Annotated in this window: 20 protein-coding genes and 2 tRNA genes; 3 read left to right on the plus strand and 19 right to left on the minus strand. The window is 61.5% G+C overall.

Annotation, left to right across the window (positions count from 1 at the left end; translation table 11 throughout):
* Window positions 1–252 precede the first annotated feature (252 nt).
* Both rpsO and bcor_RS06115 read right to left on the minus strand, forming a co-directional pair.
* Window positions 253–522: a 30S ribosomal protein S15 gene (gene rpsO, locus bcor_RS06110; protein WP_033490713.1), complete on the minus strand. Its 270-nt coding sequence runs from the start codon at window positions 520–522 to the stop codon at window positions 253–255.
* 161 nt (window positions 523–683) lie between these two features.
* Window positions 684–1,448, minus strand: a complete 765-nt coding sequence (locus tag bcor_RS06115; RefSeq protein WP_179943876.1) for a hypothetical protein — start codon at window positions 1,446–1,448, stop codon at window positions 684–686.
* 233 nt (window positions 1,449–1,681) lie between these two features.
* Here bcor_RS06115 and bcor_RS06120 point away from each other — a divergent pair.
* Window positions 1,682–1,755, plus strand: a tRNA-Gly gene (locus tag bcor_RS06120).
* 431 nt (window positions 1,756–2,186) lie between these two features.
* On the opposite strand, the gene bcor_RS06125 is transcribed toward bcor_RS06120, so the two are convergent.
* The gene (locus bcor_RS06125; RefSeq protein WP_033497580.1) at window positions 2,187–2,552 is read right to left on the minus strand and encodes a hypothetical protein; all 366 of its coding nucleotides are present in this window, start codon (window positions 2,550–2,552) and stop codon (window positions 2,187–2,189) included.
* Between the two features lie 110 nt (window positions 2,553–2,662).
* Window positions 2,663–4,003, minus strand: a complete 1,341-nt coding sequence (locus bcor_RS07320) for an acyltransferase family protein (RefSeq protein WP_081870382.1) — start codon at window positions 4,001–4,003, stop codon at window positions 2,663–2,665.
* A gap of 711 nt (window positions 4,004–4,714) precedes the next feature.
* On the opposite strand from bcor_RS07320, the gene bcor_RS06135 reads away from it, so the two are divergent.
* On the plus strand, window positions 4,715–6,691 hold the full coding sequence (locus tag bcor_RS06135; protein ID WP_148303977.1) for a DUF6020 family protein: 1,977 nt from the start codon (window positions 4,715–4,717) through the stop codon (window positions 6,689–6,691).
* A 200-nt stretch (window positions 6,692–6,891) separates the two neighbouring features.
* On the opposite strand, the gene rplA is transcribed toward bcor_RS06135, so the two are convergent.
* The 12 genes from rplA to dapE form a co-directional block, all read right to left on the minus strand.
* A complete protein-coding gene (rplA, locus tag bcor_RS06140) occupies window positions 6,892–7,581 on the minus strand; it encodes a 50S ribosomal protein L1 (RefSeq protein ID WP_033490719.1) in 690 nt (229 codons plus the stop codon).
* A 61-nt stretch (window positions 7,582–7,642) separates the two neighbouring features.
* Window positions 7,643–8,074: a 50S ribosomal protein L11 gene (gene rplK / locus bcor_RS06145; protein WP_033497577.1), complete on the minus strand. Its 432-nt coding sequence runs from the start codon at window positions 8,072–8,074 to the stop codon at window positions 7,643–7,645.
* A 151-nt stretch (window positions 8,075–8,225) separates the two neighbouring features.
* Window positions 8,226–9,068: a transcription termination/antitermination protein NusG gene (nusG, locus tag bcor_RS06150; protein ID WP_033490723.1), complete on the minus strand. Its 843-nt coding sequence runs from the start codon at window positions 9,066–9,068 to the stop codon at window positions 8,226–8,228.
* Between the two features lie 30 nt (window positions 9,069–9,098).
* Window positions 9,099–9,311 carry a preprotein translocase subunit SecE gene (gene secE / locus bcor_RS06155; protein WP_033490724.1) on the minus strand — a complete coding sequence of 71 codons (213 nt, stop codon included), beginning with the start codon at window positions 9,309–9,311 and terminating at the stop codon, window positions 9,099–9,101.
* A 46-nt stretch (window positions 9,312–9,357) separates the two neighbouring features.
* Window positions 9,358–9,430 (minus strand) — tRNA-Trp (locus tag bcor_RS06160).
* Window positions 9,431–9,568: 138 nt separating this feature from the next.
* Window positions 9,569–10,777, minus strand: a complete 1,209-nt coding sequence (locus bcor_RS06165) for a pyridoxal phosphate-dependent aminotransferase (protein ID WP_033497820.1) — start codon at window positions 10,775–10,777, stop codon at window positions 9,569–9,571.
* Window positions 10,778–10,816: 39 nt separating this feature from the next.
* On the minus strand, window positions 10,817–11,950 hold the full coding sequence (gene proB / locus bcor_RS06170; protein ID WP_033497575.1) for a glutamate 5-kinase: 1,134 nt from the start codon (window positions 11,948–11,950) through the stop codon (window positions 10,817–10,819).
* A gap of 6 nt (window positions 11,951–11,956) precedes the next feature.
* Window positions 11,957–13,639, minus strand: coding sequence for a GTPase ObgE (obgE, locus tag bcor_RS06175; protein ID WP_033497573.1), 1,683 nt, complete (start codon window positions 13,637–13,639; stop codon window positions 11,957–11,959).
* Window positions 13,640–13,736: 97 nt separating this feature from the next.
* Window positions 13,737–13,988, minus strand: a complete 252-nt coding sequence (rpmA, locus tag bcor_RS06180) for a 50S ribosomal protein L27 (protein WP_033490730.1) — start codon at window positions 13,986–13,988, stop codon at window positions 13,737–13,739.
* Between the two features lie 34 nt (window positions 13,989–14,022).
* Window positions 14,023–14,331, minus strand: coding sequence for a 50S ribosomal protein L21 (gene rplU / locus bcor_RS06185; protein WP_033490732.1), 309 nt, complete (start codon window positions 14,329–14,331; stop codon window positions 14,023–14,025).
* Window positions 14,332–14,461: 130 nt separating this feature from the next.
* Complete coding sequence (locus tag bcor_RS06190) at window positions 14,462–17,233, minus strand: Rne/Rng family ribonuclease (protein ID WP_081870421.1); 2,772 nt, start codon at window positions 17,231–17,233, stop codon at window positions 14,462–14,464.
* Window positions 17,234–17,528: 295 nt separating this feature from the next.
* A complete protein-coding gene (gene dapE / locus bcor_RS06195) occupies window positions 17,529–18,779 on the minus strand; it encodes a succinyl-diaminopimelate desuccinylase (RefSeq protein WP_081870383.1) in 1,251 nt (416 codons plus the stop codon).
* Between the two features lie 185 nt (window positions 18,780–18,964).
* Between dapE and bcor_RS06200 the strand changes: the two genes are divergently transcribed.
* The gene (locus bcor_RS06200; RefSeq protein ID WP_033497571.1) at window positions 18,965–19,909 is read left to right on the plus strand and encodes an AEC family transporter; all 945 of its coding nucleotides are present in this window, start codon (window positions 18,965–18,967) and stop codon (window positions 19,907–19,909) included.
* Between the two features lie 36 nt (window positions 19,910–19,945).
* Here bcor_RS06200 and bcor_RS06205 read toward each other — a convergent pair whose 3' ends face one another.
* The 3 genes from bcor_RS06205 to bcor_RS06215 are packed head-to-tail and all read right to left on the minus strand — an operon-like array spanning window position 19,946 to window position 23,725.
* Complete coding sequence (locus tag bcor_RS06205; protein ID WP_051875728.1) at window positions 19,946–21,307, minus strand: Maf family nucleotide pyrophosphatase; 1,362 nt, start codon at window positions 21,305–21,307, stop codon at window positions 19,946–19,948.
* 13 nt (window positions 21,308–21,320) lie between these two features.
* Complete coding sequence (locus bcor_RS06210; RefSeq protein WP_033497569.1) at window positions 21,321–22,388, minus strand: homoserine kinase; 1,068 nt, start codon at window positions 22,386–22,388, stop codon at window positions 21,321–21,323.
* Complete coding sequence (locus bcor_RS06215; RefSeq protein WP_033497567.1) at window positions 22,388–23,725, minus strand: homoserine dehydrogenase; 1,338 nt, start codon at window positions 23,723–23,725, stop codon at window positions 22,388–22,390. The genes bcor_RS06210 and bcor_RS06215 overlap by 1 nt, the downstream gene beginning before the upstream one ends.
* Window positions 23,726–23,794 lie beyond the last annotated feature (69 nt).

The following is a 23,794-nucleotide window of genomic DNA, read 5'->3' on the forward strand; positions in this document are numbered from 1 at the left end:
CTATTACCTGATTATCAACTGACTTCATCGTTCTCGTGCATGCCGTACGCGATATACCTGATCGCGCTGACCGGGACTCCCCTGCCGGACCCTGTCCAGCACTGTTTCATCCTGTGGGGCTCCCGATTGGACTCAGCCCGTTACCCGGGTCACGATCCCATCCTGGGACCGCTTCATCCACATCTCGGTTTTCAATCCTCATTTCCAACATGCAAAAGCGCCCGAGCACCAAGGCCCGGGCGGAAGTGTATTTCAGTGGCGCAGTCCAAGACGCTCCACCAGGGAGCGATAGCGGTTGATATCAACCTTCTTGAGGTAGTCCAGCAACCGGCGACGCTGACCAACCATGAGCAGGAGGCCACGACGCGAATGGTGGTCGTGCTTGTGCTCCTTGAGATGCTCGGTCAGGTCGGCAATGCGCTTGCTCAGCAAGGCCACCTGAACCTCGGGAGAACCCGTGTCACCCTCGTGCGTCGCATATTCCTTGACGATTGCCTGCTTCTGCTCAGTCGTAAGAGCCACGGCTCCTCCTCTGTTTCTTCCGTTACGCGGTGCACCGGCCCTATGCCGAAGCGCTCTGAATCCGCGGGCGAAACACGCCAAAGAGCAATTATACACACTTCGCCGACCTCATGGGGAGCAGCACTCGGCACCGATGTACGGCAGACGCAACCGAAGCCGCCTCAGACTGCGGTGATGATACCCCCGAAGAGAACGACGGCTATGGCGACCAGTTCAATGATGAAGAACATGGACAGGGCCGACCAGCTATGGGTCAGGGCGTTCCAAGGAGAGTCCTTCTTGACACAGACCAGGATGGCGACGAAGAGGATGGAGAAGACGGCCACACCAAGACCGGCCGCGATGATGCCGAGATTGGCCGCGTTGGCCAGGACGGCCTGGTGCTGGTAGATGACGAAGGTACCGTACCAGAAGTTCATCTTCAGGAGGCAGAGTCCGGCGATGAGCTGTTCGGCGGCCAGCCCCAGCACAAAGACCACCCGCCAGAACCAGGATTGCGATTCGATGATCGACATGCCGATCCCCATGAAGGCCAGGACCGTGACCATCCAGGCAATCAGGGCTATACCGCGCGGATCCATGACCGAGGCATAGTGCAGGACCCCCTGCGTGTGGTTGATTGCCAGCGAGCGCCCGTATCCATAGGGCAGGATGATTGCCAGGAGTACGGCCAGCGCGAAAATGACCCAGCGTATGGGCCGCGCCTTTTTCCGCTCGATGTCCGCCAGGGAGTACTCCGACTCGGCGATGGTGGCCTCGGGGTGGGCCGAGGCCGGATTACTGGACTCGGGACCATCCAGGTGAGCCAAGCGACGTTGTTCGGCGGTCGGAATGGTGGTCGAAGGCGCCGAAGACGCAGAAGAAACCGAAGATCGGTCCGCCTTCCCCGAGGTTGTCTCAACATCTCGCCGATTGTGCTCCGTCATGTCCACCCGTATCCCAAAGCCCGCTCATTTACAGATTCACTGTCACACAGCTTATACCGACCTGCGCAATCGAGTACAGCGGGTGGCGCCCGCCTCAGTCGCAACCGGGGATACGGGCCGAACCAGAAGCAGAATCAAGACATCCTCACCCGCCGCAGCTTCGCCCCGCTGAACACGACAAGGTCCTCCCCTGTCCGGCCATGTGGTATGCTCTGTAACGAGCCGACGGCTTTGCGGGCGTAGCTCAATGGTAGAGCCTCAGTCTTCCAAACTGATTACGCGGGTTCGATTCCCGTCGCCCGCTCCACTTGGACCCACATTTTGATTCGAACTGTGGGTATTGGGAATTGCCCCTCGCGTTTTTATAACCTGTGCCTCTGAGCTCCCTATATCAGGCAAACCTAAAACAACATGATTCCTTTGCACCAATGCATCGGCGGCTACTCACAGCGGGATATTCCTGACGTCTGTCGAGAGAAACAGTATCCCGCCCAAGCTATGCACCAGAGTGCAACCGTTGCCTGTACAAGAGCTGCGTCGGGAGACGTGGGTGCGGCTGGCTGCCCGTAGCGGAACCTCGATTGTGTATCCGTGTCAGGTCGAGGCCTATGCGCCGGCCTTTGCTCACCGCACCCAATATCCAGTTATACGGTTTCGTCGGGGCGTTCGGTGACCGAGCACTCGGCGATGCAAATGACGACCGCCGACCCTGAGCCGAACCACCCCGAATCAGGTCCTTCAGAACTTGATGGTGGGAACCACGAAGGGCTGGTTGATGCCGCCATGCATGAAGAAGGCGACGACAATGGCCAGAAGGCTCAGGACCAAGCCAACGATAACCAGTGATTTACCCCGGTGCCGCCCTGTACTCCGAGCCGTGAAGAAACCTATTAGGGCGCAGAGCACACCCAGGGCACCAAGACACAGGGCCACCAGGTCAAGCTCCTTGAAGACCGATGCCAGGAGACTGATCACGCCCAGCACCAGGCTGATGATGGCCATGGAACTGACGGGATGCTTCTCGACTTCCTCCTTGACGACCACGGTCTCCTTCTGCACCGTTTCCGGATTCCGAACCTGGTCTTTTTCATCTTGCTCATTCATGTTCTACCCCTCTCTCCTAGAGCCGCCGAACGTCGATGCGGCCCATCTGGGCACCATGATATGACCGGGAAAGGCGGCGATGGTGCTACCACACCCGAGCGGTGGCAGAATCAGGTTTCACTTACTCGGAATTGCCCCCGGTGAATACTCAACAGATACTGTTTGCACCTACGTGCGGCATGACTTGACTGGATCCGATCGGCCAGGAGATCGAACCAGCGCCCCTTGTGACGATCGATGGTGAGGGCGAATAGATGGTCGCGGATAAGATCTATGGCCAGGCAGACCATGAAAATCAAAAGAACCAAAGCCAGGGAGTAAACCACGGCAGCGTCTTGCCCCCATATCTTCCGAATATCGAAGCAATCCCAGAGCAGAATCCTGACCGGTGGGTAGTCATGCAGAAGGTAAACCCCGAAGGTGCCTTTTGCGAGGTAGTTAATCAACCGACTCCTGATGTGGGTGCAATCGGCAACCAGAAGCGCCCCAAAAGCGACGACCAGGAGGGGCAGCTTGCTCTCCCCATTGGTGTAATCGAGAATCATCCAAGGAAACCCGTCATGGGTGAAGGTCCGCATCCAATCACCAAACAGAACCAGGCCAAGGATCGCTACAGACCCAAGGCCAACCATGGACCAGCCCAGGGTTTTCGATGCCTTTTTCAAATACCACCGATAGTACGAGATAAGCAGATATTGGTAGATGAAACCGACAAATGTAGAAGGCAGGAAACCAACGCAGTTATTTGGGGTCAGTCCGTAGGCAAGACCCCAGACCACCAGCAGAATCACCGCCAGGCATCCATGCATACGTTGCCCCATCTTGCGCAGCCCCACCGTCACAAACGGGTAGAAGAGGAGGAAGACGGCGTAATTGGTCGGATACCACCACAGGTCCGAAACCAGGGGGAAGACGGAGTAGACAATCTGAGACCGGGAGATGCCCTTGCGGTCGAAGAGGACAAACCCGAGCATCAACAGAAGGCTGTAGAAGAGCATCTGCCGTTCCAGCACCCAAATGCGCTTCAGGGATTTCCTGGGGCTCAAATCAGGGTTTTGACAGAGGAACCAGGCTGATATGCCAAAGAAGATGTCTACCCCAACCTTGCCCAGGGGCATGAAGCAGGTATATATGAACTGGTTGACCGAAGCGGGCTCGTCATAGACGGGAAAAGGGTTGTGGATTACATAATGGTGCAGGAGGATCATGAACATGGCAAGGATGCGCAACAGTTCGAAGCTGGAGTTCCGTACTTCGCCCGATGAACCTCGAACCCGGCCAGGGGACGATTCCCCAGATCCTGTCACCACGTACACTTCCCTTCGCAACGTCGAATATTGTACCAGCCTTTCTGGGTACGCGAATGGGGGGGGGGTATAGCCATGACCGTCCTCATGAAAGCGGCGGTATTCAATGGGCCAGTGGAGCGGGCTCTGGCAGTGCTTGCGCATCACTGCCACCCCATGAAAAGCCGGTCCCTGAATGTAGAACACCTTGAAGGGGCAGGGAGGGGCACGACTTACGGAGAAAAGGAATCAACCAGCCTGGTTGCCCCTGTCACGGTCGAGACGACCGCGGCACCGAACCTGTACATCAACAACCACACTACGTGGCGGATTACAAGGCCCGGTGCCGGGCCATCGCCGAGTACCTCTACTTGCGGCTCTTCCCTCATATCTCTCAGCCGTAGCAATGCCCTCGCGGGCATCTTTTCGAGGCGTATCTTCGGCTTTCCCTCGTGTGCCAGGAACTACAAACCCCTTCGCCGTCCCCGCGTCTGTTGTGGACGTGTCATCCCCAAACGGCTTCTCCACCCGTTGGCGCGCGTCTGAATACAGACAGGTTCCCAGAGCATGGGCCAGAGGGGTATTGGTCGAATCAACGGTATCGAGCACCGCGATAAAAGACACAACACCACTGCGCAGCGATGCCGATGGTTGCCACTCGGTATTCTGATGAGGCACATCCCTAACTATAAGTCATGCACGGTCACCGAAAACCGGGAATCAACAAAACCGGTCATTCAATTTGATACTTTTTTCACAAATCATGTGTCCTTTTGAGCAAATCGTACCGACGGGAGACACCACCATCTCAGGATTGTGGTCCAAAGGTAGAATTGCATGGTTCGAACCACACACTCCATCCACAAGGGGGACCACTTGGCAGCAGACACAGGCACCAGCGCCAACTCTCTGCGTGACCATCGGAATTCTCCCGGCACCATTCTGGGCCGGGTGCTGGCCTTTCTCATCTGTCTCTGGATAGCCTGGTGCACCTCGGTGGGTCCTATCTACCGCCGCAGCGGATCCATGGCCGAGTTCGGCTGGCAGAATGCCCTGATTCTCCTGTGCACTTTGGCCGTTTGCCTGGGCCTCGTCGCCTTGGTCAGACACCTTCTCTACGGCGGTGAGTCTCCCCTGTCCATGTTGAGGAGATCGGATGGAGCCGTTGGAAGGGCCATCGGGAAGCTTCGGGCCTCCCTCTCGGAGCGGAAGCGACTTCGGTCCGCAGGCAGGGCCTACCGGTCTTTTATCATGCGGCAGACCCGGGGATGGAAACCCATCATGTGCCTCCTGGTCATCGGATGGTCCTGGGCCCTGGTGACCCTGCTGGCAGCCTACGGAGCCGACCTCTATGCCCAGATTGCCGAATGCTCCAACTGGATTCTGCAGTTGCGCGGTGACGTGCCCCAATACGGCGGCAACGCCTTCACCCAGATGGACGTCTACCCCATCGGCCACTACCTCTGGCCGTCCGAGCCGACCTTCCTGACCGACCAGCACAACCTGGTTCTGACCTTCTTTTACGGGATGACGGCCCTGGCCTCCCAGCGACTCACTGGTTCATATGATGCGGGAATCGTTCTCCTGGCAGGCCTGCAACTCGTTTTCGGGGCCTTCTGCTGTTCCGTCACAGCCAACCGGTTCTTCACAGGAGGGCACCCGGACGACAGCAGCTGCCGTATGAACACGGCGGTGACGGACCCCGATGCCTATCGGGCGGGACCCCTGGCCCGGACCCTGGTCATCCTCTTCTTCCTGATCTGCCCCTTCAACGTCTTCAGCTCAATCAGCCTGACGAAGTCCCCCCTCTTCGCATTCTCCTTCGTCTGGTGGTTCGGCATCTGGTACCAGGCCATCAGGCAGGACGGGGCCGGCAACCACCCCTTCGCCAGCCCCAGAACACTTGTCGGCCTGGCTGTCAGTACCCTGATTATGCTGATCAGCGCCAAGTACGGCATCTACATTGTCATCGCCCAGATTGTGCTGGCCTTGATTATGCTCCGCCGGTACTGGAAGACCTATCTGATCTGCCTCCTCCTGCCCGCGATGGCCTTCACGGCCCTGGTCAGTGGCCTGGAAGGGGCCGGGCACGTCATCAAGGGCGACCCGATAGAGAGTAAGAGCATCCAGCTCCAGCAGGTGGCCAGAGTAGCCAGAGTGGACCCGTCTGGCATCGACAGTCAGACCAGACAGGATCTGGACCCCATCCTTGACCTGGATTCGGCCGCTTCCAACTACACACCCTGGGAGGCCGACCGGGTCAAGTCATCCGGGAACCAGCCCAAACTGATTGTCTACAAGTGGCGCACGGTCACGGACGACCAGATGAAGAAGTTCAACAAGGCCTGGCTCAACCTGGCCAAGGGGCACGCCGTTCCCTACCTGGATGCCCTCATGGCCGAGTGCTACGGCTACTTCGACGTCAACGATTCGGCCTATGTGGCCATGTCGTATTACCTGAACAACTCCTACGTCCAGGAGTCCAGCACCTGGATTCAGTACTGGTGCCGCGATTGGAGGAACGGTGTCACTGGTGCAGCCAGAACCTGGGCCAGCATACCCGTACTGGGCTGGATAGCCCAGGGGAATTTCTGGGTGACTCTGGCTCTGATTCTGATTGCCGCCTGGCTGAGCGCCGGGCGATGGCGCCACCTCCTCGAATTCCTTCCCCTCCTGCTAATCATGGGGGTCATGGTCACGGCACCGGCCAACAATTTCGAACGCCACATGCTTCCTGTGGCCATGGTCGTACCATTCCTGATACTGGCCATGTCCTGCGAACGCCGACACGTCCTTGCCGGAGCCAATCAGGACGATTGCTCTCCGGACCGGGAAGGAACTCGGAGGAACTAACCGCCTTGGCACCAGGACCGTGGTGAACCTTCTGAAGTCCTCGGCAAAACAGCAGGTGTCAGCACCCGAGCACGGTCGGCAACCGGAAGCAGATGAGGTCGGAGCCGGAAAACACACGGCGGGCAACAAAAAGGACGGAAGGCCGTACAGCCTTCCGTCCTTACGATATCTATGCCGGGGACACGCCCCGAGCACCCGACTCAGAGCAGGGCGATGTCCAGGGGAACACCGGGGCCCATGGTCGTGGTCAGGGTGGCCTTGGTGATGTAGCGGCCCTTGACGGTGGCCGGCTTCATGCGCTTGACTTCCTCATCAACGGCGTGGAAGTTCTCGGCCAGGGCCTTCTCGTCGAAGGAGACCTTGCCCACGGGGAAGCTCAGGTTGCCGTTCTTGTCGACGCGGAACTCGATACGTCCGGCCTTGATTTCGGAGACGGCCTTGGCCACATCCATGGTGACGGTGCCGGTCTTGGGGTTGGGCATAAGGCCACGGGGACCGAGGACGCGGCCCAGGCGGCCGACCTTGCCCATCATGTCGGGGGTGGCCACCACGGCATCAAAGTCGAGGAAGCCGCCGGCGACCTTGGTCACCAACTCGTCATCGCCGACCACGTCGGCACCGGCCTCGGTGGCAGCAGTTGCCTGGGGGCCACGGGCGAAGACCAGAACACGAACGGTCTTGCCGGTGCCGTTGGGCAGGCTCACGGTGCCACGGACCAGCTGATCGGCCTTACGGGGATCGACGTTCAGCCGGTAGACGGCCTCGACGGTCTCGTCAAACCCACGCTTGGGCATGCCCTTGAGCAGGGCCAGACCCTCTTCGGGGCTGTACAGGTTGGTACGATCGACCTTCTCGGCCGCTTCGCGATACTTCTTGGAACGCTTGGTCATCTGCTTCTCCTATCAGCAGTCGCGGTGCGGGCAAGCGTATGCCCTACCGCTCACAACAATTTCAGTCGGTGACGGTGATGCCCATGGAACGGGCGGTGCCTTCGATGATCTTCATACCGGCCTCGATATCGCGAGCCGAGAGATCCTCCATCTTGGTCTCGGCAATCTCGCGGACCTGGGCCTTGGAGACGGATCCCACCTTGGTGGTCAGCGGGTTGCCGGCACCCTTGGCCACGCCAGCGGCCTTGCGGAGCAGATCCGCAGCCGGCGGGGTCTTGGTGATGAAGGTGAAGGAACGATCCTCATAGACGCTGATGATGCAGGGGATGACCTGACCCATCTTGTCCTTGGTGGCATCGTTGTACTGCTTGCAGAAGTCCATGATATTAACGCCATGGGAACCCAGTGCAGGACCCAGCGGCGGGGCAGGATTGGCCTTGCCGGCCTCAATCTGCACCTTGATCAGCGCGGTGACTTTCTTCTTTGCAGCCATTGCTGGTTCTTCTTTCTATGAAGCGGTGATGTCGGAGGCCTAAGCCTCCTCCCGCAACTTGTTCTTTCCGCATGCACCCCCTACGGGGCACACAAGCTTGTTGATTATGACACGTACCGACGACCGTAACCGGTCGTGGCCGATATTACGGTCAGGAGATCTTCTCGACCTGATCGAAGCCCAACTCAACCGGGGTGTCACGACCGAAGATCGAGACCAGTACGGTCAGCTTCTGTGTGGTCGGCTCCACATCGGAGACCACTGCGGCCATGGTGGCGAAGGGTCCGTCGGTGACGGTGACCTGGTCGCCCACGGCGTAGGAGACCTCCACGGTACGCTTCTTGGCGGCCTCGGGCTTGTCGCCTGCAGCCTTCAGGGCCTCGGAGGCAATCATCGGGGCCATCATACGCACGACTTCCTTGCGGGACAGAGGCGCAGGCTCCTTGCTGGGGCCGACGAATCCGGTGACACCTTCGGTATCACGAATGATGCGGCGGGCATTCTCGTCAGGCCACATACGGATGAGCACGTACCCGGGAACCCTGACGCGGGTGACGACCTTCTTGCCCTTGTCGGTGTGCTTCTCGACCTCTTCCATGGGAATCTCAACCTGGAAGATCTGGTCTTCAAGACCGAAGGACACGATACGGGACTCGACGTTGGCCTTTACCCGCTTCTCATACCCGGAATAGGTGTGGAGAACGTACCACTTGCCTTCGAGCGTGCGCAGCTTCTTGGAGAACTCATCAACGGCCTTCTGCCCGGCATCCTCCTGATCGGCGGTATCCGCGTCCGCGGACTCCGGCGCCGATTCATCGGCCTGGCCACCCTGGGCCTGGTCGGTGGCGGGGGCGGCATCATCCTGAGCCGACTGGTCGACAGGCTGATCCTGAATCGGGGCAGCACTCTCCCCCTCGGCAACGGCCGGGACCGTATCCTGCGGTTCCTGGGCCAAATCGTCGCCCAGACCCTCAGTCGTCAGATCATCACTCATGGATTACTCCACCTTCTACCTTGTTTCGCTTCAGCCGAATATGAGGAAGACCAGTTTACCCAGTCCGAAGTCCAGAGCAGTCACGAAGAGCATGAGCAGGAGGACGAAGATGAAGACCGCCACGGACCAGCCCAGGAGCTCTTTCCCGGTGGGAGCGACCACCTTGCGAATCTCATCGATGACCTGTTTGATGAACAGACCGATACGCATGAAGAAGTTTGGCTTGTCTTCTTTCTTTGCCATGGTCTACTGTCCTTCACTGTCGTGCACTGCCGGCTGCAACACTTAGCAGGGAAGGCGGGACTCGAACCCACAACCTACGGTTTTGGAGACCGTTGCGCTACCAATTGCGCCACTTCCCTATCGGAACTTCTCTCAACAGTACTCGAAGGAGACGAAACCGCCTCCTCTATTGGAGAAAAACCGCCAAATCGCTAGTTTAGCCCAAAGGGTGGTCTGAGTCCAACCGCGTGCCGTCATCGTACCGGCAAGACCCCGAATCAAGCTCCGATCCACGCCTGGAACCGTCGCATCCCCTCGGTCAGATCCTGGTCGGACAGGGCATAGGAGAAACGCAGATGGCCCGGGGCCCCGAAAGCCTCTCCAGGCACTGCGGCCACATGGGTCTCCTCCAGGATCGCGGCGGCCAGGTCGGACGAGGTCCGGCTGATGGTCCCATGAGGCCCAAGCGGACGGTTCAGGAGACCTGTTACATCAGGGAAGGCATAGAAGGCGCCCTTGGGCTCAGGACACTCGACCCCCGGCACCTGATTCAGGGCGACCATGATGGACTTACGGCGGTGGGCAAAGGCCCTGCCCATGGTCTTCACCGCGTCCATGGGACCCTGAATGGCTGCCAGGGCGGCTCGCTGGGAGACATTGGCCACGTTGGAGGTCATGTGCCCCTGGAGCTTGCCTGCCGCCTTGGATACCGCGGTCGGGGCCACCATCCACCCGACACGCCATCCGGTCATGGCGTAGGTCTTTGCCACCCCGTTCAGGACAATCAACTGGTCACGCAGCTCCGGCACCAAGGCACCCGGATAAGGAGTGTGAGCGCCATCGTAGGTCAGGTGCTCGTAGATTTCATCACTGACGACCCATATGCGATGTTCCAAAGCCCACTGGCCTATGGCCCTGACCAGATCATCATCCCAAACGACCCCCGTGGGGTTGGAAGGGGTATTGACGATGATGGCCTTGGTTCGCTCGGTCCTCGCCGCCTCCAGTGCATCCAGGGAGGGAAGGTAGCCCTGATCGGCTCCGCTCAGGACCGGTACCGGCTCCCCACCGGCCAGGGTGACCATTTCGGGGTAGCTGGTCCAATAGGGGGCGGGGATGATGACCTGGTCTCCCGGATTGAGCAGTATCTGGAAGGTCTCGTAGACGGCCTGTTTGCCGCCGTTGGTGACCACCACCTGGTCGGGCGTCACGGCATAACCCGAGTCGCGTTCAGTCTTGTCGGCTATGGCCTGACGAAGTTCAGGCAGGCCTGCCGTGGGTGTGTACCGGTGATTGCGCGGGTCCAGGCAGGCCTGCGAGGCGGCACGGGCAATGAAGTCCGGAGTGGGGAAGTCGGGCTCGCCCGCCCCGAAGCTGATTACATCGATTCCCTGGGCCTTCATGGCCTTGGCCTTGGAGTCCACGGCCAAGGTGGCACTGGGCGCTACGGAATCGATACGGTTGCTTAGGGTCTGCCATTCAGCCATGCTCATGGTTCCCATCGTACCGCCCAAGCCCCGGTTTCCTTAGATAAGGACCAGGGAATCCCGGTGGACCAAGGGGTGGGCGAAATGCGCCCCCTGCCTTCTTCGAAGGTCCGCTGTGGTCATGCCCAGCATCTCCTCCGCCTCCTCGGAGTCGTATCCTGAGAGCCCCTTTGCCAGCCGGGTACCGGACCGGTCCCATATCCAGACCGGGTCGCCGGCCGAAAAACCGCCTCTGACACTGACCGTTCCCGCTGCCAGGAGACTGGCACGACCACCACGAATTGCCTCGACCGCGCCCGCATCCACCACATACCCCCCCTGAGGGCGGGATGCGTATTTAATCCAGAGTCTGTTCGAGGACCCCCGTCGATGTATCGGAGCGAAGAGGGTGCCTACACGATCCCCGGCCAGGGCCGGCCCGGCCTGGTCGGCCCTGGCCAGGACCACGGGGATTCCCGAGGAAGCGGCCATTCTGGCGGCATCCAGTTTGGTGGTCATCCCTCCCGTGCCCAGGCCCGAGGAGGACCCAGCCGCATCAACCTGATTCATGGCCTCGTCCACGTCGGGGACGAATTCGATCCGTCTGGCCTCCGGATGACTCGGAGGAGCGGTATACAGCGCATCCACATCGGTCAGCAGAACCAGGGCGTCGGCACTGACGATGTTGGCGATCAGCGCCGAAAGGCGGTCATTGTCACCGAATCGGATCTCGTTGCTGGCAAGAGCATCGTTTTCGTTGATTACGGGGATGACCCCCAAATCAAGCAGGCGGCAGAGGGTCCGCCGGGCATTGCGGTATTGAACGGCCAGGGTGGTATCGCGGGCCGTAATCAGAATCTGACCGACCTTCAGTCCCCGTCTGGCAAAGGCGGCCTCGTACCGGGCCATGAGGAGTACCTGGCCCACCGAGGCGGTGGCCTGCTGGGTGGCCACATCATCGGGCCGCGAGCGGAAACCCAGGGGCCCGAACCCGGCTGCGATGGCTCCAGAGGTCACCAGGACCAGTCTGGCCCCATCATTGGCGGCCGATGCCAGGGCCCCGACCAGCGCATCCAGGCGGGTGGGGTCCAGGTGCCCATCGGGGGTGGTCAATGAGCTGGAACCCACCTTGACCACTATCGTGCAGGCCTGGGCCACCCTGGCCCGGATTTCATCCTGACTGGGCGCGGCCATGGCTGCTCAGTCCTCTTCCTCGGCCTGGTCCGCCCGATCGTCGGCTCCAGGCCGACCCAGGAGCCCTTCCAGATCGTGGGGATCGTCGGCCACGGAGGGGTCAGCCCAGTGACCGGCCTTCCGCTCCTGATCCATCACTTCACGCACAGCCTGGCGGGCATCCATCATCCGGTGGTACTCTTCGCGTCGCTGGCTGTTGGTCCGGCGGCGGGTGCGCCCCTCGGTCTCCTCCAGGCGAATATCCTTGCCTCGGGCGATCTGGGGAGTACCGTCCAACATCTCGGCACCGGCTGCGATGGTCGGGTCCCAATCGAAGGCCATGGCGTCATCCCCGGGTCCAATCCTGACCTCATCACCGGGCCGGGCGCCTTCACGTCGCAGTGCGTCCTCGACTCCCAGACCGGCCAGGCGGTCGGCCAGGAAGCCCACAGCCTCCTCGTTGTCGAAGTTGGTCTGACGGACCCAGCGTTCCGGCTTCTCACCACGAACCTGGAACCAGTGCTCCCCGTTGCGGTTCTGCTTCCGCTCCACGGTGAACGCACCGTTGGCATCACCCCTGCGGCCCTTATGGGTTTCCAGGGGGCGAATGACCACCCTGGCCTCCTCCTCAGCGGCCTGGGCCTTGAGCTTGCCACGCAGGTGGGCCACCAGAGCGGCCAGGTAGTAGCCCAGTTCGTTGAGCCCTTGGTGGGAGGCGGTGGAGACCACGAAGACCTTCAACCCCATGCGCTCGAATTCAGGGCGGACAAACTCCGCCAACTCCCGGGCCTCGGGCAGGTCGGCCTTGTTGAGAATGACCACCCGGGGGCGCTTCTCGATAGGGATAACCCCCAAGGGCAGCTCCAGCTGATCAGCGTACTTGGCCAGCTCGTCCTCCAGAGCGCGGTAGTCGCTGATCGGGTCCCTGTCCGACTCCAGGGTGGCGCAGTCAATCACATGGGCGATGATCTCGGTTCGCTCAATGTGGCGAAGGAACTCCAGGCCCAGACCCTTGCCCTGCGAGGCGCCGGGTATCAGCCCGGGAACGTCGGCCATGGTGAACCGCTCATCCCCGGCCTGGACCACACCCAGATTGGGAACCAGGGTGGTGAAGGGGTAATCGGCGATTTTGGGCTTTGCCGAGCTCATGGCTGCCACCAGGCTGGACTTGCCGGCACTGGGGAAGCCCACCAGGGCCACATCCGCTATCGACTTGAGTTCCAGGACCAGGTCCCTGTCCTGACCAGGTTCACCCAGGAGGGCGAATCCGGGTGCGCGCCGGGCCTTATTGGCCAGTGACCGATTACCCAGGCCGCCGATGCCGCCCTGGGCGGCAACGAACCGGTCTCCCGGATGATTCAGGTCGGCCAGTCGTTTGCCTGGATGTTTGGTTTCGCCCTCGCGACCTTCGGCGGTGAACACCACCGTGCCCACCGGAACCGGCAGAATCAGGTCCTGGCCACGGCTGCCGTCCTTGTCGCCGCCGAGACCCATGGTGCCCGAGTCGGCCTTGCGGTGGGGGAGGAAGCGGTAGTCCAAAAGGCTGGTGGCATTGGTATCGGCCTCCAGAATGACCGATCCACCATGCCCGCCGTCGCCACCGTCGGGTCCCGCCAGTGGCTTGTACTTCTCACGACGTATGGAGGACGCCCCATTCCCGCCGTCGCCACCCTTGACATGGACGGTGACACGATCCACGAATGCACTCATTCCAACCAACCTCTATGCTCTCCGACCAAGCGGTCGCCGTCCGAATAATGAAAAAAGCCGCGTCCTTACCGGGCGCGGCTGAAGTCTTGAAGCCAGCTCAGGCCGTGACGACGTCAACGACCTTGCGGTCACGACGCTCGGCAAACCTGACCTCGCCATCCACCAGTGCGAAGAGGGTGTGGTCCTTGCCCAGACCCACATTCTGACCGGGGTGGAACTTGGTGCCACGCTGACGGACGATGATGTTGCCCGCCACGACGGCCTCGCCGCCGAACTTCTTGACACCCAGGTATTGAGGATTCGAATCGCGCCCGTTCCGAGAGCTGGACGCGCCCTTCTTATGTGCCATGTCTGGATTCCTTTCCTAAGCTCTTCGACCCTGATCAGGCAATGGCCGTGATCTTGACCACGGACAGCTTCTGACGGTGACCCTTGCGGCGTGCAACACCGGTCTTGTTCTTGAACTTCTGAATGTTGATCTTGGGGCCCTTGGCCTCATCGTCCACAATCTCGCCCTTGACGGAGATCTTGGCCAGATCCTTGGCGGCCATGGTCACCTTGGCTCCATCGACGACCAGCGCGACCGGGAACTCGACCGACTCGCCCTTCTTGGCGCCCAGACGGTTGACCTCGATCAGGTCACCGACCTGGACCTTCTCCTGATGGCCTCCGGCCTTCACAATCGCGTACATAACCCTACCTTGCCTGTTTGTCTAAAGCTGAGCGTGCCCGCAACCTCAGTCCGAACACCAGCTAACTACTATATAATCAAACACTCTGCATCGTCAAATGCGTTCACCCGATCGCAAAACGGGTTTCAGCTTACGACTCCTTGCCGACATCCAGCGGATTCGTGGCCTCCATCTCGTCATCGTCCTGCACGTCCTCGTCTGCAGCGGCCTGGGCGGCTGCCGCGATCCTGGCCAGCTTGGCCTTGACAGCGGGGGTGGAACCGGTGGTCGTGCTCTCCTTGGCCGGCGCATTGTGGCTGTGCTTATTGGTCTTGACGAAGGGATCCCCGCCCTTGACGGCATAGGGGTCGTCGTAGGAGGCGGAGATGGTCGGTTCATCATGGAGGATGAACCCGCGCCCATGGCAGGTGGGGCACTCCTCGGAGAAGGCTTCGACCAGGCCCTGGCCCACCCGCTTGCGGGTCATCTGGACCAGACCCAGAGAGGTGACCTCGGCCACCTGGTGCTTGGTGCGATCCCGGGCCAGGCACTCCACCAGACGGCGAAGCACCAGGTCGCGGTTGGCCGGCATGACCATATCCACGTAGTCGATCATGATCATGCCGCCGATGTCGCGCAGACGCAGCTGGCGGGCAATCTCCTCGGAGGCCTCCAGGTTGCACCTGGTCACGGTCTCTTCCAAGGATTTGCCCCTGCCGATGAATCGTCCTGTGTTGACATCGATGGTGGTCATGGCCTCGGTACGGTCGATGACCAGGGAACCGCCGGAGGGCAGGTAGACCTGACGCTCCATTCCCTTGCGCAGCTGGCTGTCGATGCCCCACTTGTCGAACACGTCCTTGCCCTCATGCTCGGACGGGTCCCACCCCACCAGCTTGTCCCTGAGATCGGGGGCCATGGTGTCCAGGTAGTTCTCGACCCGGTCATAGACCCGATCGCCCTGGACGACAAGACTGGCGAAATCATCGTTGAAGATATCCCGCACCACACGGATGGCAACATCGGGTTCGCCCTGAAGGAGCTTGGGCCGCTTGCCGTGCAGGAACTCCTTGCGCTTGGACTCGATCTCCTCCCACTGGCGTTGGAGGTTCTCCAGGTCCTTGGTCAGGGCCTCCTCGCTGGCACCATCGGCCGCGGTGCGGATGATGACCCCCATGTCCTTGGGGGCGATGCGTGAGATGATCCCCTTCAGACGGGAGCGCTCATGGTCGGCCAGCTTGCGGCTGACGCCGGTCATGCCCCCGGAGGGCACCAGGACCAGGAAACGTCCGGCCAGGGTCACCTGGGAGGTCAGACGGGCGCCCTTATGCCCGATCGGATCCTTGGTGACCTGGACCAGGACCGGATCACCGGACTTGAAGGCCAGCTCGATACGTCGGGGCTGCCCCTCCAGACGGGTGGTGTCCCAGTTGACCTCACCCGCGTAGAGAACGCCGTTGCGGGCCTGTCCGATATCGACAAAGGCCGCCTCCATGCTGGGCAGGACGTTCTGAACCCGCCCCAGGTAGACGTTGCCGACCGTGGAGACCTCCTGTATGTCGGAGACATAGTGCTCCACCAGGATGTCGTCCTCAATGACCGAAATCTGTGTGTGCTGTTCCTTTTCACGCACCACCATGAGCCGGTTGACACTCTCACGGCGGGCCAGGAAGTCCTGCTCCACCAACTGGGACTGGCGCGAACGCTCGCGACGGTTGTCGCGCCGACGCTGCTTCTTGGCCTCCAGGCGGGTGGATCCTTCGATATCCGTGATTTCGTCGATGTACTGCTGCTTGCGGGAGCGCCGGGTACCGCCGGTCTCCTCACCTTCGGAATCGGAAGACTTGGAGCCGCGCCTCCGCCTGCGTCGACGGGTCAGCCCCCCTTCTTCCTCCTCTTCGCTTTCATGGTCCCGCGAGCGGCGATTGCGACGAGAACCGGACTTCTCGGATTCCTCCTCATGGGTGCGCTCGCTCTTGCCGCGACGACGTCGCCTGGAAGAGCGGGAGGTGACCTCCTCCTCACTCTCGTCCTCATCGTTGATGAAGGTGATGCCCTCGTGGTCGAGGTCCTCCTCGATCTGCTCCACCTCATCGGCGGCACGACGCTCCTCGGCGTTGAGCCTTCGCGACCGACGGGATCCCGATTCAGGACGCTCCTCGTCCTCTGCCAGAGGCTCATGGTCGATGGCATTGCGGGAGCGGCGGCTCCTGGACCTGCGGGATGACCTGGTGGGTGCCGGTTCTTCGTCATCCTCCATGACGGGCTCGTCATCGTCATCCTGCACCACCGGAATCACCGGCTCCTGGAAGAGGAGGGAGGTCATGGGCCGGGCCGGTGCCGACTGGGACGAACCGGAACGAGACGAACGGGACCGGGACCTGGTCGATCTGGACTTGCGGTCCTGATCATCATCCCCCGGATCGGTACCGGTCAGGGATTCCACGGCCTCCAGAGCACGTTCCTGGCGGTCATCCCGCCCGTCTTCGACATCACGGCCAGCGTCGGAACGGCTGCGGGAACCGGATTCAGTCGATTCCGAGGTCTTGGTGCGGGCTGACCTGCGGGACCTGGTCTGCACCTTACGGCGCCGGGAGGTAGGTGCCTCCGCGTCCTCTTCGGCCACATCCCTGTCCGAAGCCTGCGATTCGCTCAGGCCCGGTTCCTGTTCCGGATCATTCCTGCGTGACCGGCGACGGGAGACGGACTCCGAACGGGTATCCCCACCATCGTCCTGGACCTTGACACGGCGACGACGCCCCTTGTCGGAGGTCGCCTCCTCATGCTCATCGGCCTCGACCTGGACGGGCACATGGGCGCCGGCCGCACCGGCCACGCGCACCACACGCCTGCCACTGCGGCGACGCCGGGTTGTTCCCTTTTCGGCCTGAGGCTGGTCGGACGCCTGCTGACTGGTCTGCATTGAGTTTGCTGAGGAGTCTTCCTGACTGTCCTCGTTCTTGTTCCTGGGCACTATGCTCCTTGCGGCACGCTGACTCGAACCGCGCTCACGGCTCCGACACCCTGTCACGCCACACTCTCACTGTGGCCGCCCACCCCGGGGGTGCGCAGGTCGGTACGCCTTCGAAAAAAGTCTTCCTGGCGTGGGCGGACACCATCGCCTGCATGGATTCGGAAGGATCCAAGCAGGGGGATCAACGCCTACACTTCAAGTGGTCAGGCAGAACCACCGCTATCTAGTATGACACAAAACTAAACTAATCGCGTTCTTTGAGCCAGGAGACCAGGATTGACTCCAGTGAAACCAAATCATCGAGGGGAACCTGTTCATCGGCCTTATGGGCAAGAAGGGGGTCCCCGGCACCCAGGTTGACGGCGGGGATACCCAGGGCGGAGAACCTGGCCACATCGGTCCACCCCAGCTTGGGCCGGGGAGTTGATCCATTGACCCCGGCAATCAGGTCCGTCAGGGAGCGGGCCCAAGGAGAAGCAAGCCCGGGACGGGCGGCCGGGGATTCGTCGCGCATCTCGATATCGAACCCCTCAAAGACCCCTCCGGTTGCCCGGTGCTCACCCTTGCCCAGTTCCGCCCCCGCAGCGGCACCCATCATCAGGGCCTTGGCCTCGGCCAGACTCTTGTCGGGTGCGAACCTGTAATTGACGTGGACCCTGCAGGAGTCAGGTATGACGTTGGTTCCGGTCCCCCCGCTGATCATTGTGGCGTTGAGGCCTTCCCGGTAGTCCAGTCCATCCACGGTGACGGTCCGGGGCCGGTAGGACTCAAGCCTCGCCAGGATGGGGGCCGCGGCATGGATGGCATTGCTGCCCATCCACGCCCTGGCTGAGTGGGCGGACACCCCGTGGGTTACCACGTCGAAGCGCATGGTCCCGTTGCAGCCCGCTTCGATTCCGCAATTGGTCGGCTCACCGATGATGGCGAAGTCTCCTCGAACCCAGTCGGGGTGGGCGGACACCACCCTGCCCAGGCCATTCTTCTCGGCCGCCACCTCTTCATGGTCATAGAAGACCAGGGTCAGGTCGTAGTCCGGATTGTCGATTGTGACGGCCAGGTGGAGCATGACCGCATCCGAGGCCTTCATATCTGCGGTGCCCCTCCCCCAGAGTACCCGGGAATCCGGGTGGGCTTCGGCCACGTCGGGTCTGATTTCAGAATCCCCGGGCTCCAGCCACCGCGGAGGCATATTCGCATTGATGGGGACCGTGTCCAGATGCCCGGCCATGACGATCCTGTGGTCCCTACCCAGGTCGGTCCTCGCCACTACCGTGTCTCCCAGCCTGTCGACCCGCCAACCAGGGCAGGTCGCGAGCGCGGACTGGACCGCGTCCGCCAGAGGGCCCTCCTCATCGCTGACCGAGGCCGTGGCCACCATCCGCTCCAGTATCAGGGCCAGGGCCTCTTGCCGAGGCAGGTTTGCGGTGCCGTCCAGGAGCCCCTCCACCTGTGAACCGAACTGGTGGGGTGTCTTATCCTGCGGGATCGTATTCATACGACCATGCTATAGGCAGATGGCTCCGGGGCGGAATGAGCTTCCAAGCCTTGGATGGCTTCTCGTGCGTGGAACATCCCTGACGAACCTGGTGCCCGGGTGGCAGAATAGGTGTGCCCGGTGGCGCAGCCTCTGCCTGCCATCGTCCGCACGACCACGATTTTGGGAGTTGGTGAACAATAAAGATGCCCGGTCTGCTCAGCGCCATGGAAGGCTTCTTCATCATCGGTGTCGTCATCGCCGTAGGCTACGTGGCGGCTCGATTCCATATCGGAGGCCCCTCGGCGCAGATGGTGCTGAACAAGTTCTCCTTCTTCGTCTCCACCCCCTGCCTGATGTTCGCCATCCTCTCCAAGCAACGGCTCAGTGTCATCTTCCATCCCAGCATCATTGTGGCCTTCTTCTCGGCGGCGGCCGTGGGACTCGTCTTCGTCATCATCAATGCCGTCTCCCTTCATATGGATGCGGCGAACACCACAATCGGAGTCCTGAATTCGCTGTATCTGAACTCCAACAACATCGGTCTGCCGGTTGCCACCTACATCCTGGGCAATCCCACCCTGGTCGCCCCCATCCTGGTCATGCAGCAGGCCATCTTCACACCCATCGGCCTGACCGTGCTGGACGCGTCGACCACCGGAAGGCTCTCCCTGAAGACCATCGCCAAGCAGCCGTTGAAACAACCAATCCTGATCGGTTCTTTGGGAGGCATCCTGGTCTCGGCCATCAGTGCCGGTGTCGGGCACTACGTCATCCCCGACTTCGTTTTCAAGCCCATCGACATGATCGGCGCCTCGGCCGTCCCCATGATCCTGATGGCCTTCGGTATGTCCCTGCGCGGCTCCAGACCATTCGGCAAGGAAACCAACCGTCGGGCCACTCTGACCGTGGTCATCCTCAAGAACCTGGTCATGCCCCTCATCGCCTTTTTCCTGGCCTGGTTCGTCATGGGCTTCCGCGGTGCCGAGCTCTACGGGTGCGTGGTTCTTGCCGCGTTGCCCACCGGTCAGAACGTCTACAACTACGCGGCCAGGTATAACGTGGGCACCACCTTTGCCCGGGATGGAATCCTGGTCAGCACGGTAACCTCGCCGGTTGTCATCGCCCTGATCGCCATCGCCCTCGGCTGAGACCGACCGGGAGTCCGTAGAGGGTCCTGGACCGGTTCAGTTCCGGGCAGCCAGCCCTTCGAGTCGGCGACGGAAGTTGGGCCAGTCCTGGCCAAAGGCACCCAGGAGGGGACGCGAATCGACCTGGTCGACCGGAACCCAGGCCAATTCAATGCTCTCGTCATCGTTCATATGCGGACTCACCCGATGTCCGGGACGTTCGAAGGCCAGGATGGTTGTGTACCCCCATGGGCCGTGATCCTCACGGTGGGAGCCGACCACCTGGATATCCTCCGGGTGGATATCGGCCTCCTCATAGCTCTCACGCAGGCCACCCTCCAGGGGGTTCTCCCCATCGGATATGGCCCCGCCCGGCACACCCCAGGTGCCACCCTCGGCGCTCCACTTGGCTCGGTGCTGAAGGAGGACATCGGTCACCGCACCGGTTTGCTTGTCACGCCTGGCCAGGAGAACACCGGCCGCCCCATTCAGCCCCCAATGCTGCTTTCCGCAGGCACACTTCACCCACCCGTCTCCCGGTTGGTGGACATTCCCCTCGGGTGGGACTACACCGGCCGGATCGGCATAGGTTTCCACCGGCTCCTCGGCCCCGACCAGGACGGGATCCCAGAGGTCGGCCCAGTGCAATCCCAATTCCTCGACCATGGAACGCAGGGTGGGCATGCTCAGCCCCATAACCCCGCTGGGGTCACCCTCGATTCCGGTGATGAAAGCACCCCCAAGGCCCTCCAAGGTAAAGGAACCAGCCACCTCCAAGGGCTCTCTACTGGCGATATAGGCCTCCATGTCGGCCTGGTCGTAGTGCCCGAATGAGACCTTGGCCCGGCTGACACCCTGAACCCGACGCCCTGTAGCCACATCAATCAGACAGTGTCCGGTGACCAATGTGCCGGTGCGGCCCCGCATGGCCATGAGCCGCTCCATGGCAATCTCCGGCCTGTGGGGCTTTCCAAGAATTCGCCCGTCCAGGGTGAAAAGCGAGTCGCATCCCAACAGCAGGGGGCCAACCTTGGCCTGTGCCATACCCGACCAGGACCTTACGGCCTGCTGCATGGGTCGAACCTGCGCAGGGCAAGCGGCCTGCCCATCAAGGGGCCGAACCACAACCAGGTCTCCCTGGACCCGATGCTCGGTTTCGACAACCGACTGCAGGGTATGCAGAATCAGATCCGCCTTGCCTGCTGCCAGAACAGAGACCCGGTCCTCTATGGACAGGTCCGTCGCCTTCAATCCCCGCGACCGGGCAGCGTCCTCCAAGGCCCTGGGCTCGTCAAGGTGGGACTTGCGAATCACCGGGCTGATTCCCGCCTTGACCAGGAGCGCCTGGCGGGAAGGGGACTGGGAGGCCAGAATGAAGGGGACGTGTTCCCCGTTGCCTCCGGTTCGTACTGCCGCCATTGGTTTCCGGGTTTCAACTGCCAATCAGGTCACCTTCCTCGTCACTCTCCACCTGGACCCCATTACGGTCCACATCCAATTGCAGAACCTGCCAATGCCCCGATTCGAGCTCACCCTTGGCCAGGGTTTTCAAGTCCTCCGAAGCATCCCCGTAGTGAAGGACGATGACACAGGGACCGGCACCCGAGACCGCCGCGGCATACCCGTGCCGGCGGAAAAGGCCGATCAGATCGGTCGCAGGTGGCATCAGTCCCGCCCGGTAAGGCTGGTGGAGCCGGTCCTGCGTGGCCGCGAACAGGAGCGCGTTGGCCCTGGCAGCGAGATTCCCCTGGCCATCGAATTGACCACTCCCCATGTCGGCCATGCCTGAAGGGTTCAATGCTCCCGGTATCAGGGCGACCCTGGACAGGTTGTGAATGGCATCGGCGTAAGGCACCCGGTCGGGCAGGGCCTGTCGGGCCTTCTGGGTGGACAGTCGGAAGTCGGGCACAAAGACCGTGGCCCTGATGGCAGGGTCAACCTGGTAGCGCAGACTATGGAAACCGGGGGTCAAGGGTGTCCCTCCCGCTATGGGCAGTGACCCCACCCCCTCATCAGTGATGAGATCGTAGGAGACGGTCAAGCCCCCATAGACCGCCGGCGCCACATTGTCGGGGTGCCCCTCGATCCGTGCAGCCAGATCGAAGACCGCATCCCTGGAGAATCCTCCCGGGTGGGCGAAGGCTGCAGCCGCGCTGATTCCGGCCACGATGGCCTCAGCGCTGGATCCGAGGCCCCTGGCCTGCGGGATTCGATTGCGGGCAGTCATGAGGAAGCCGAACCTAGGTAGGCCAAAAACCTGGCAGGCCTTTCGGAATGCGGAGACGACCAGGTGGGTCTCATCCCTGGGAAGGGTGTCCTCTCCCTCCCCTTCGATGATGACCTTGACACCCGTGTCGGCCGGGTCGTCCGACCGGGTGAAAACGATCTCGTCGTGATAATCCAGCGCCAGGCCCACGGTATCGAATCCCGAACCCAGGTTGGCGCTGGTCGCCGGCACCCGTATCCGGACGGTCCGCGCGCAGGGACGGTCCGCGCCCATCAGAGGGCATCCTGGTCAAAGACACGCAGGACGGATGCCTGACCGGTCACCGAATCGAAGGTGGAAACCTGCTTGACCACTCGGCGCAGGGTCACTTCATCACAGAGGTGAGTGACGACCCTGAGCTGCTGGATCTCCCCGCTGTAGCCCGGATCGTGCATGGTGGGTTTGATGTCCTGGTTGACCCCGTTGATGGATATTCCCTCCCGGGAGAAGACCTGGGCGATGGCAGCCAGGACGCCGGGCTTGTCATGGATGAGGAAACGAACCGCGAAGGCCGCCCGCGAAGCCTCAAGCGGGGCCATGGGAATCCGGGCGTACATGGGAATGATTGGTCCCATCCCCTGCTGGGCTATGTGCCTTGCCTCGGTGACCACATCACCAACCACGGCGGAGGCCGTAGGGGCACCACCGGCACCACGTCCGTAGAACATCAGGTCGTCGGCCGCCTCCGCGGTGACGAAGACCGCGTTGAAGCTGTCCCGGACGGAAGCCAGCGGGTGGGTGTCCGGAATCAGGGCCGGGTAGACCCTGGCGGAGATGCCCTGGTCCGTCCGCTCCGCCACGGCAAGAAGTTTGATGACCCGACGCTCGGCCTTGGCCGCAGCGATGTCGTCCGCTGTGATTGACCTGATTCCCTCAACCGGAACGTCATCCATCCTCACATCCCGATGGAAGGCCAATGTGGCCATGATGGCGGCCTTGGCCGCCGCATCCAGACCGTCCACATCGGCCGTGGGATCGGCCTCCGCGAACCCCTTGGCCTGGGCATCGCTCAGCGCCTCCTCGAACTGGAGGCCCTTGGTGGTCATTTCGTCGAGAATGTAGTTGGTGGTTCCATTGACGATTCCCACCAGACTGGTGATCCTGTCGCCCACCAGGGACTCACGCAGAGGACGGACGATGGGAATGGCACCACCAACGGCCGCCTCGAAGTAGATATCCACACCATGGTCCTGGGCGGCCCGGTAGAGTTCCGGCCCGTGCTGGGCAAGAAGGGCCTTGTTGGCCGTGACCACGGAGGCACCGGATTCGATGGCCTTGAGAAGGAGGGTCCTGGCCGGCTCGATGCCGCCAATCAACTCGATGACGATATCGGCCCGGGTGACCAGGCCCTCCGAATCGGTGGTCAGAAGGGAACGGTCGATCCAATCCGCCGTGACCTTGGAGGGATCCAGCACGGCAATGCCGACCAATTCGAGTGGGCGCCCGACCCTGCTGGCCAGGTCATCGCATTCCTCTACCAGCAGGCGTGCCGTCTGCGAGCCTACGGTTCCGGCCCCCAGAAGGGCTATGCGGATGGGTTTATCGGACTCGACTTCGGGCTTCGCGGACATGTGCGCTCCTTAAGCTTGCACCCGAGGCACCGGGTACTGTGATTCCTCATCCTAAAGAATCAATCCGAC

The sequence above is a fragment of the Bifidobacterium coryneforme genome (genome assembly GCF_000737865.1).
GTDB classification, from domain to species: Bacteria; Actinomycetota; Actinomycetes; order Actinomycetales; family Bifidobacteriaceae; genus Bombiscardovia; species Bombiscardovia coryneformis.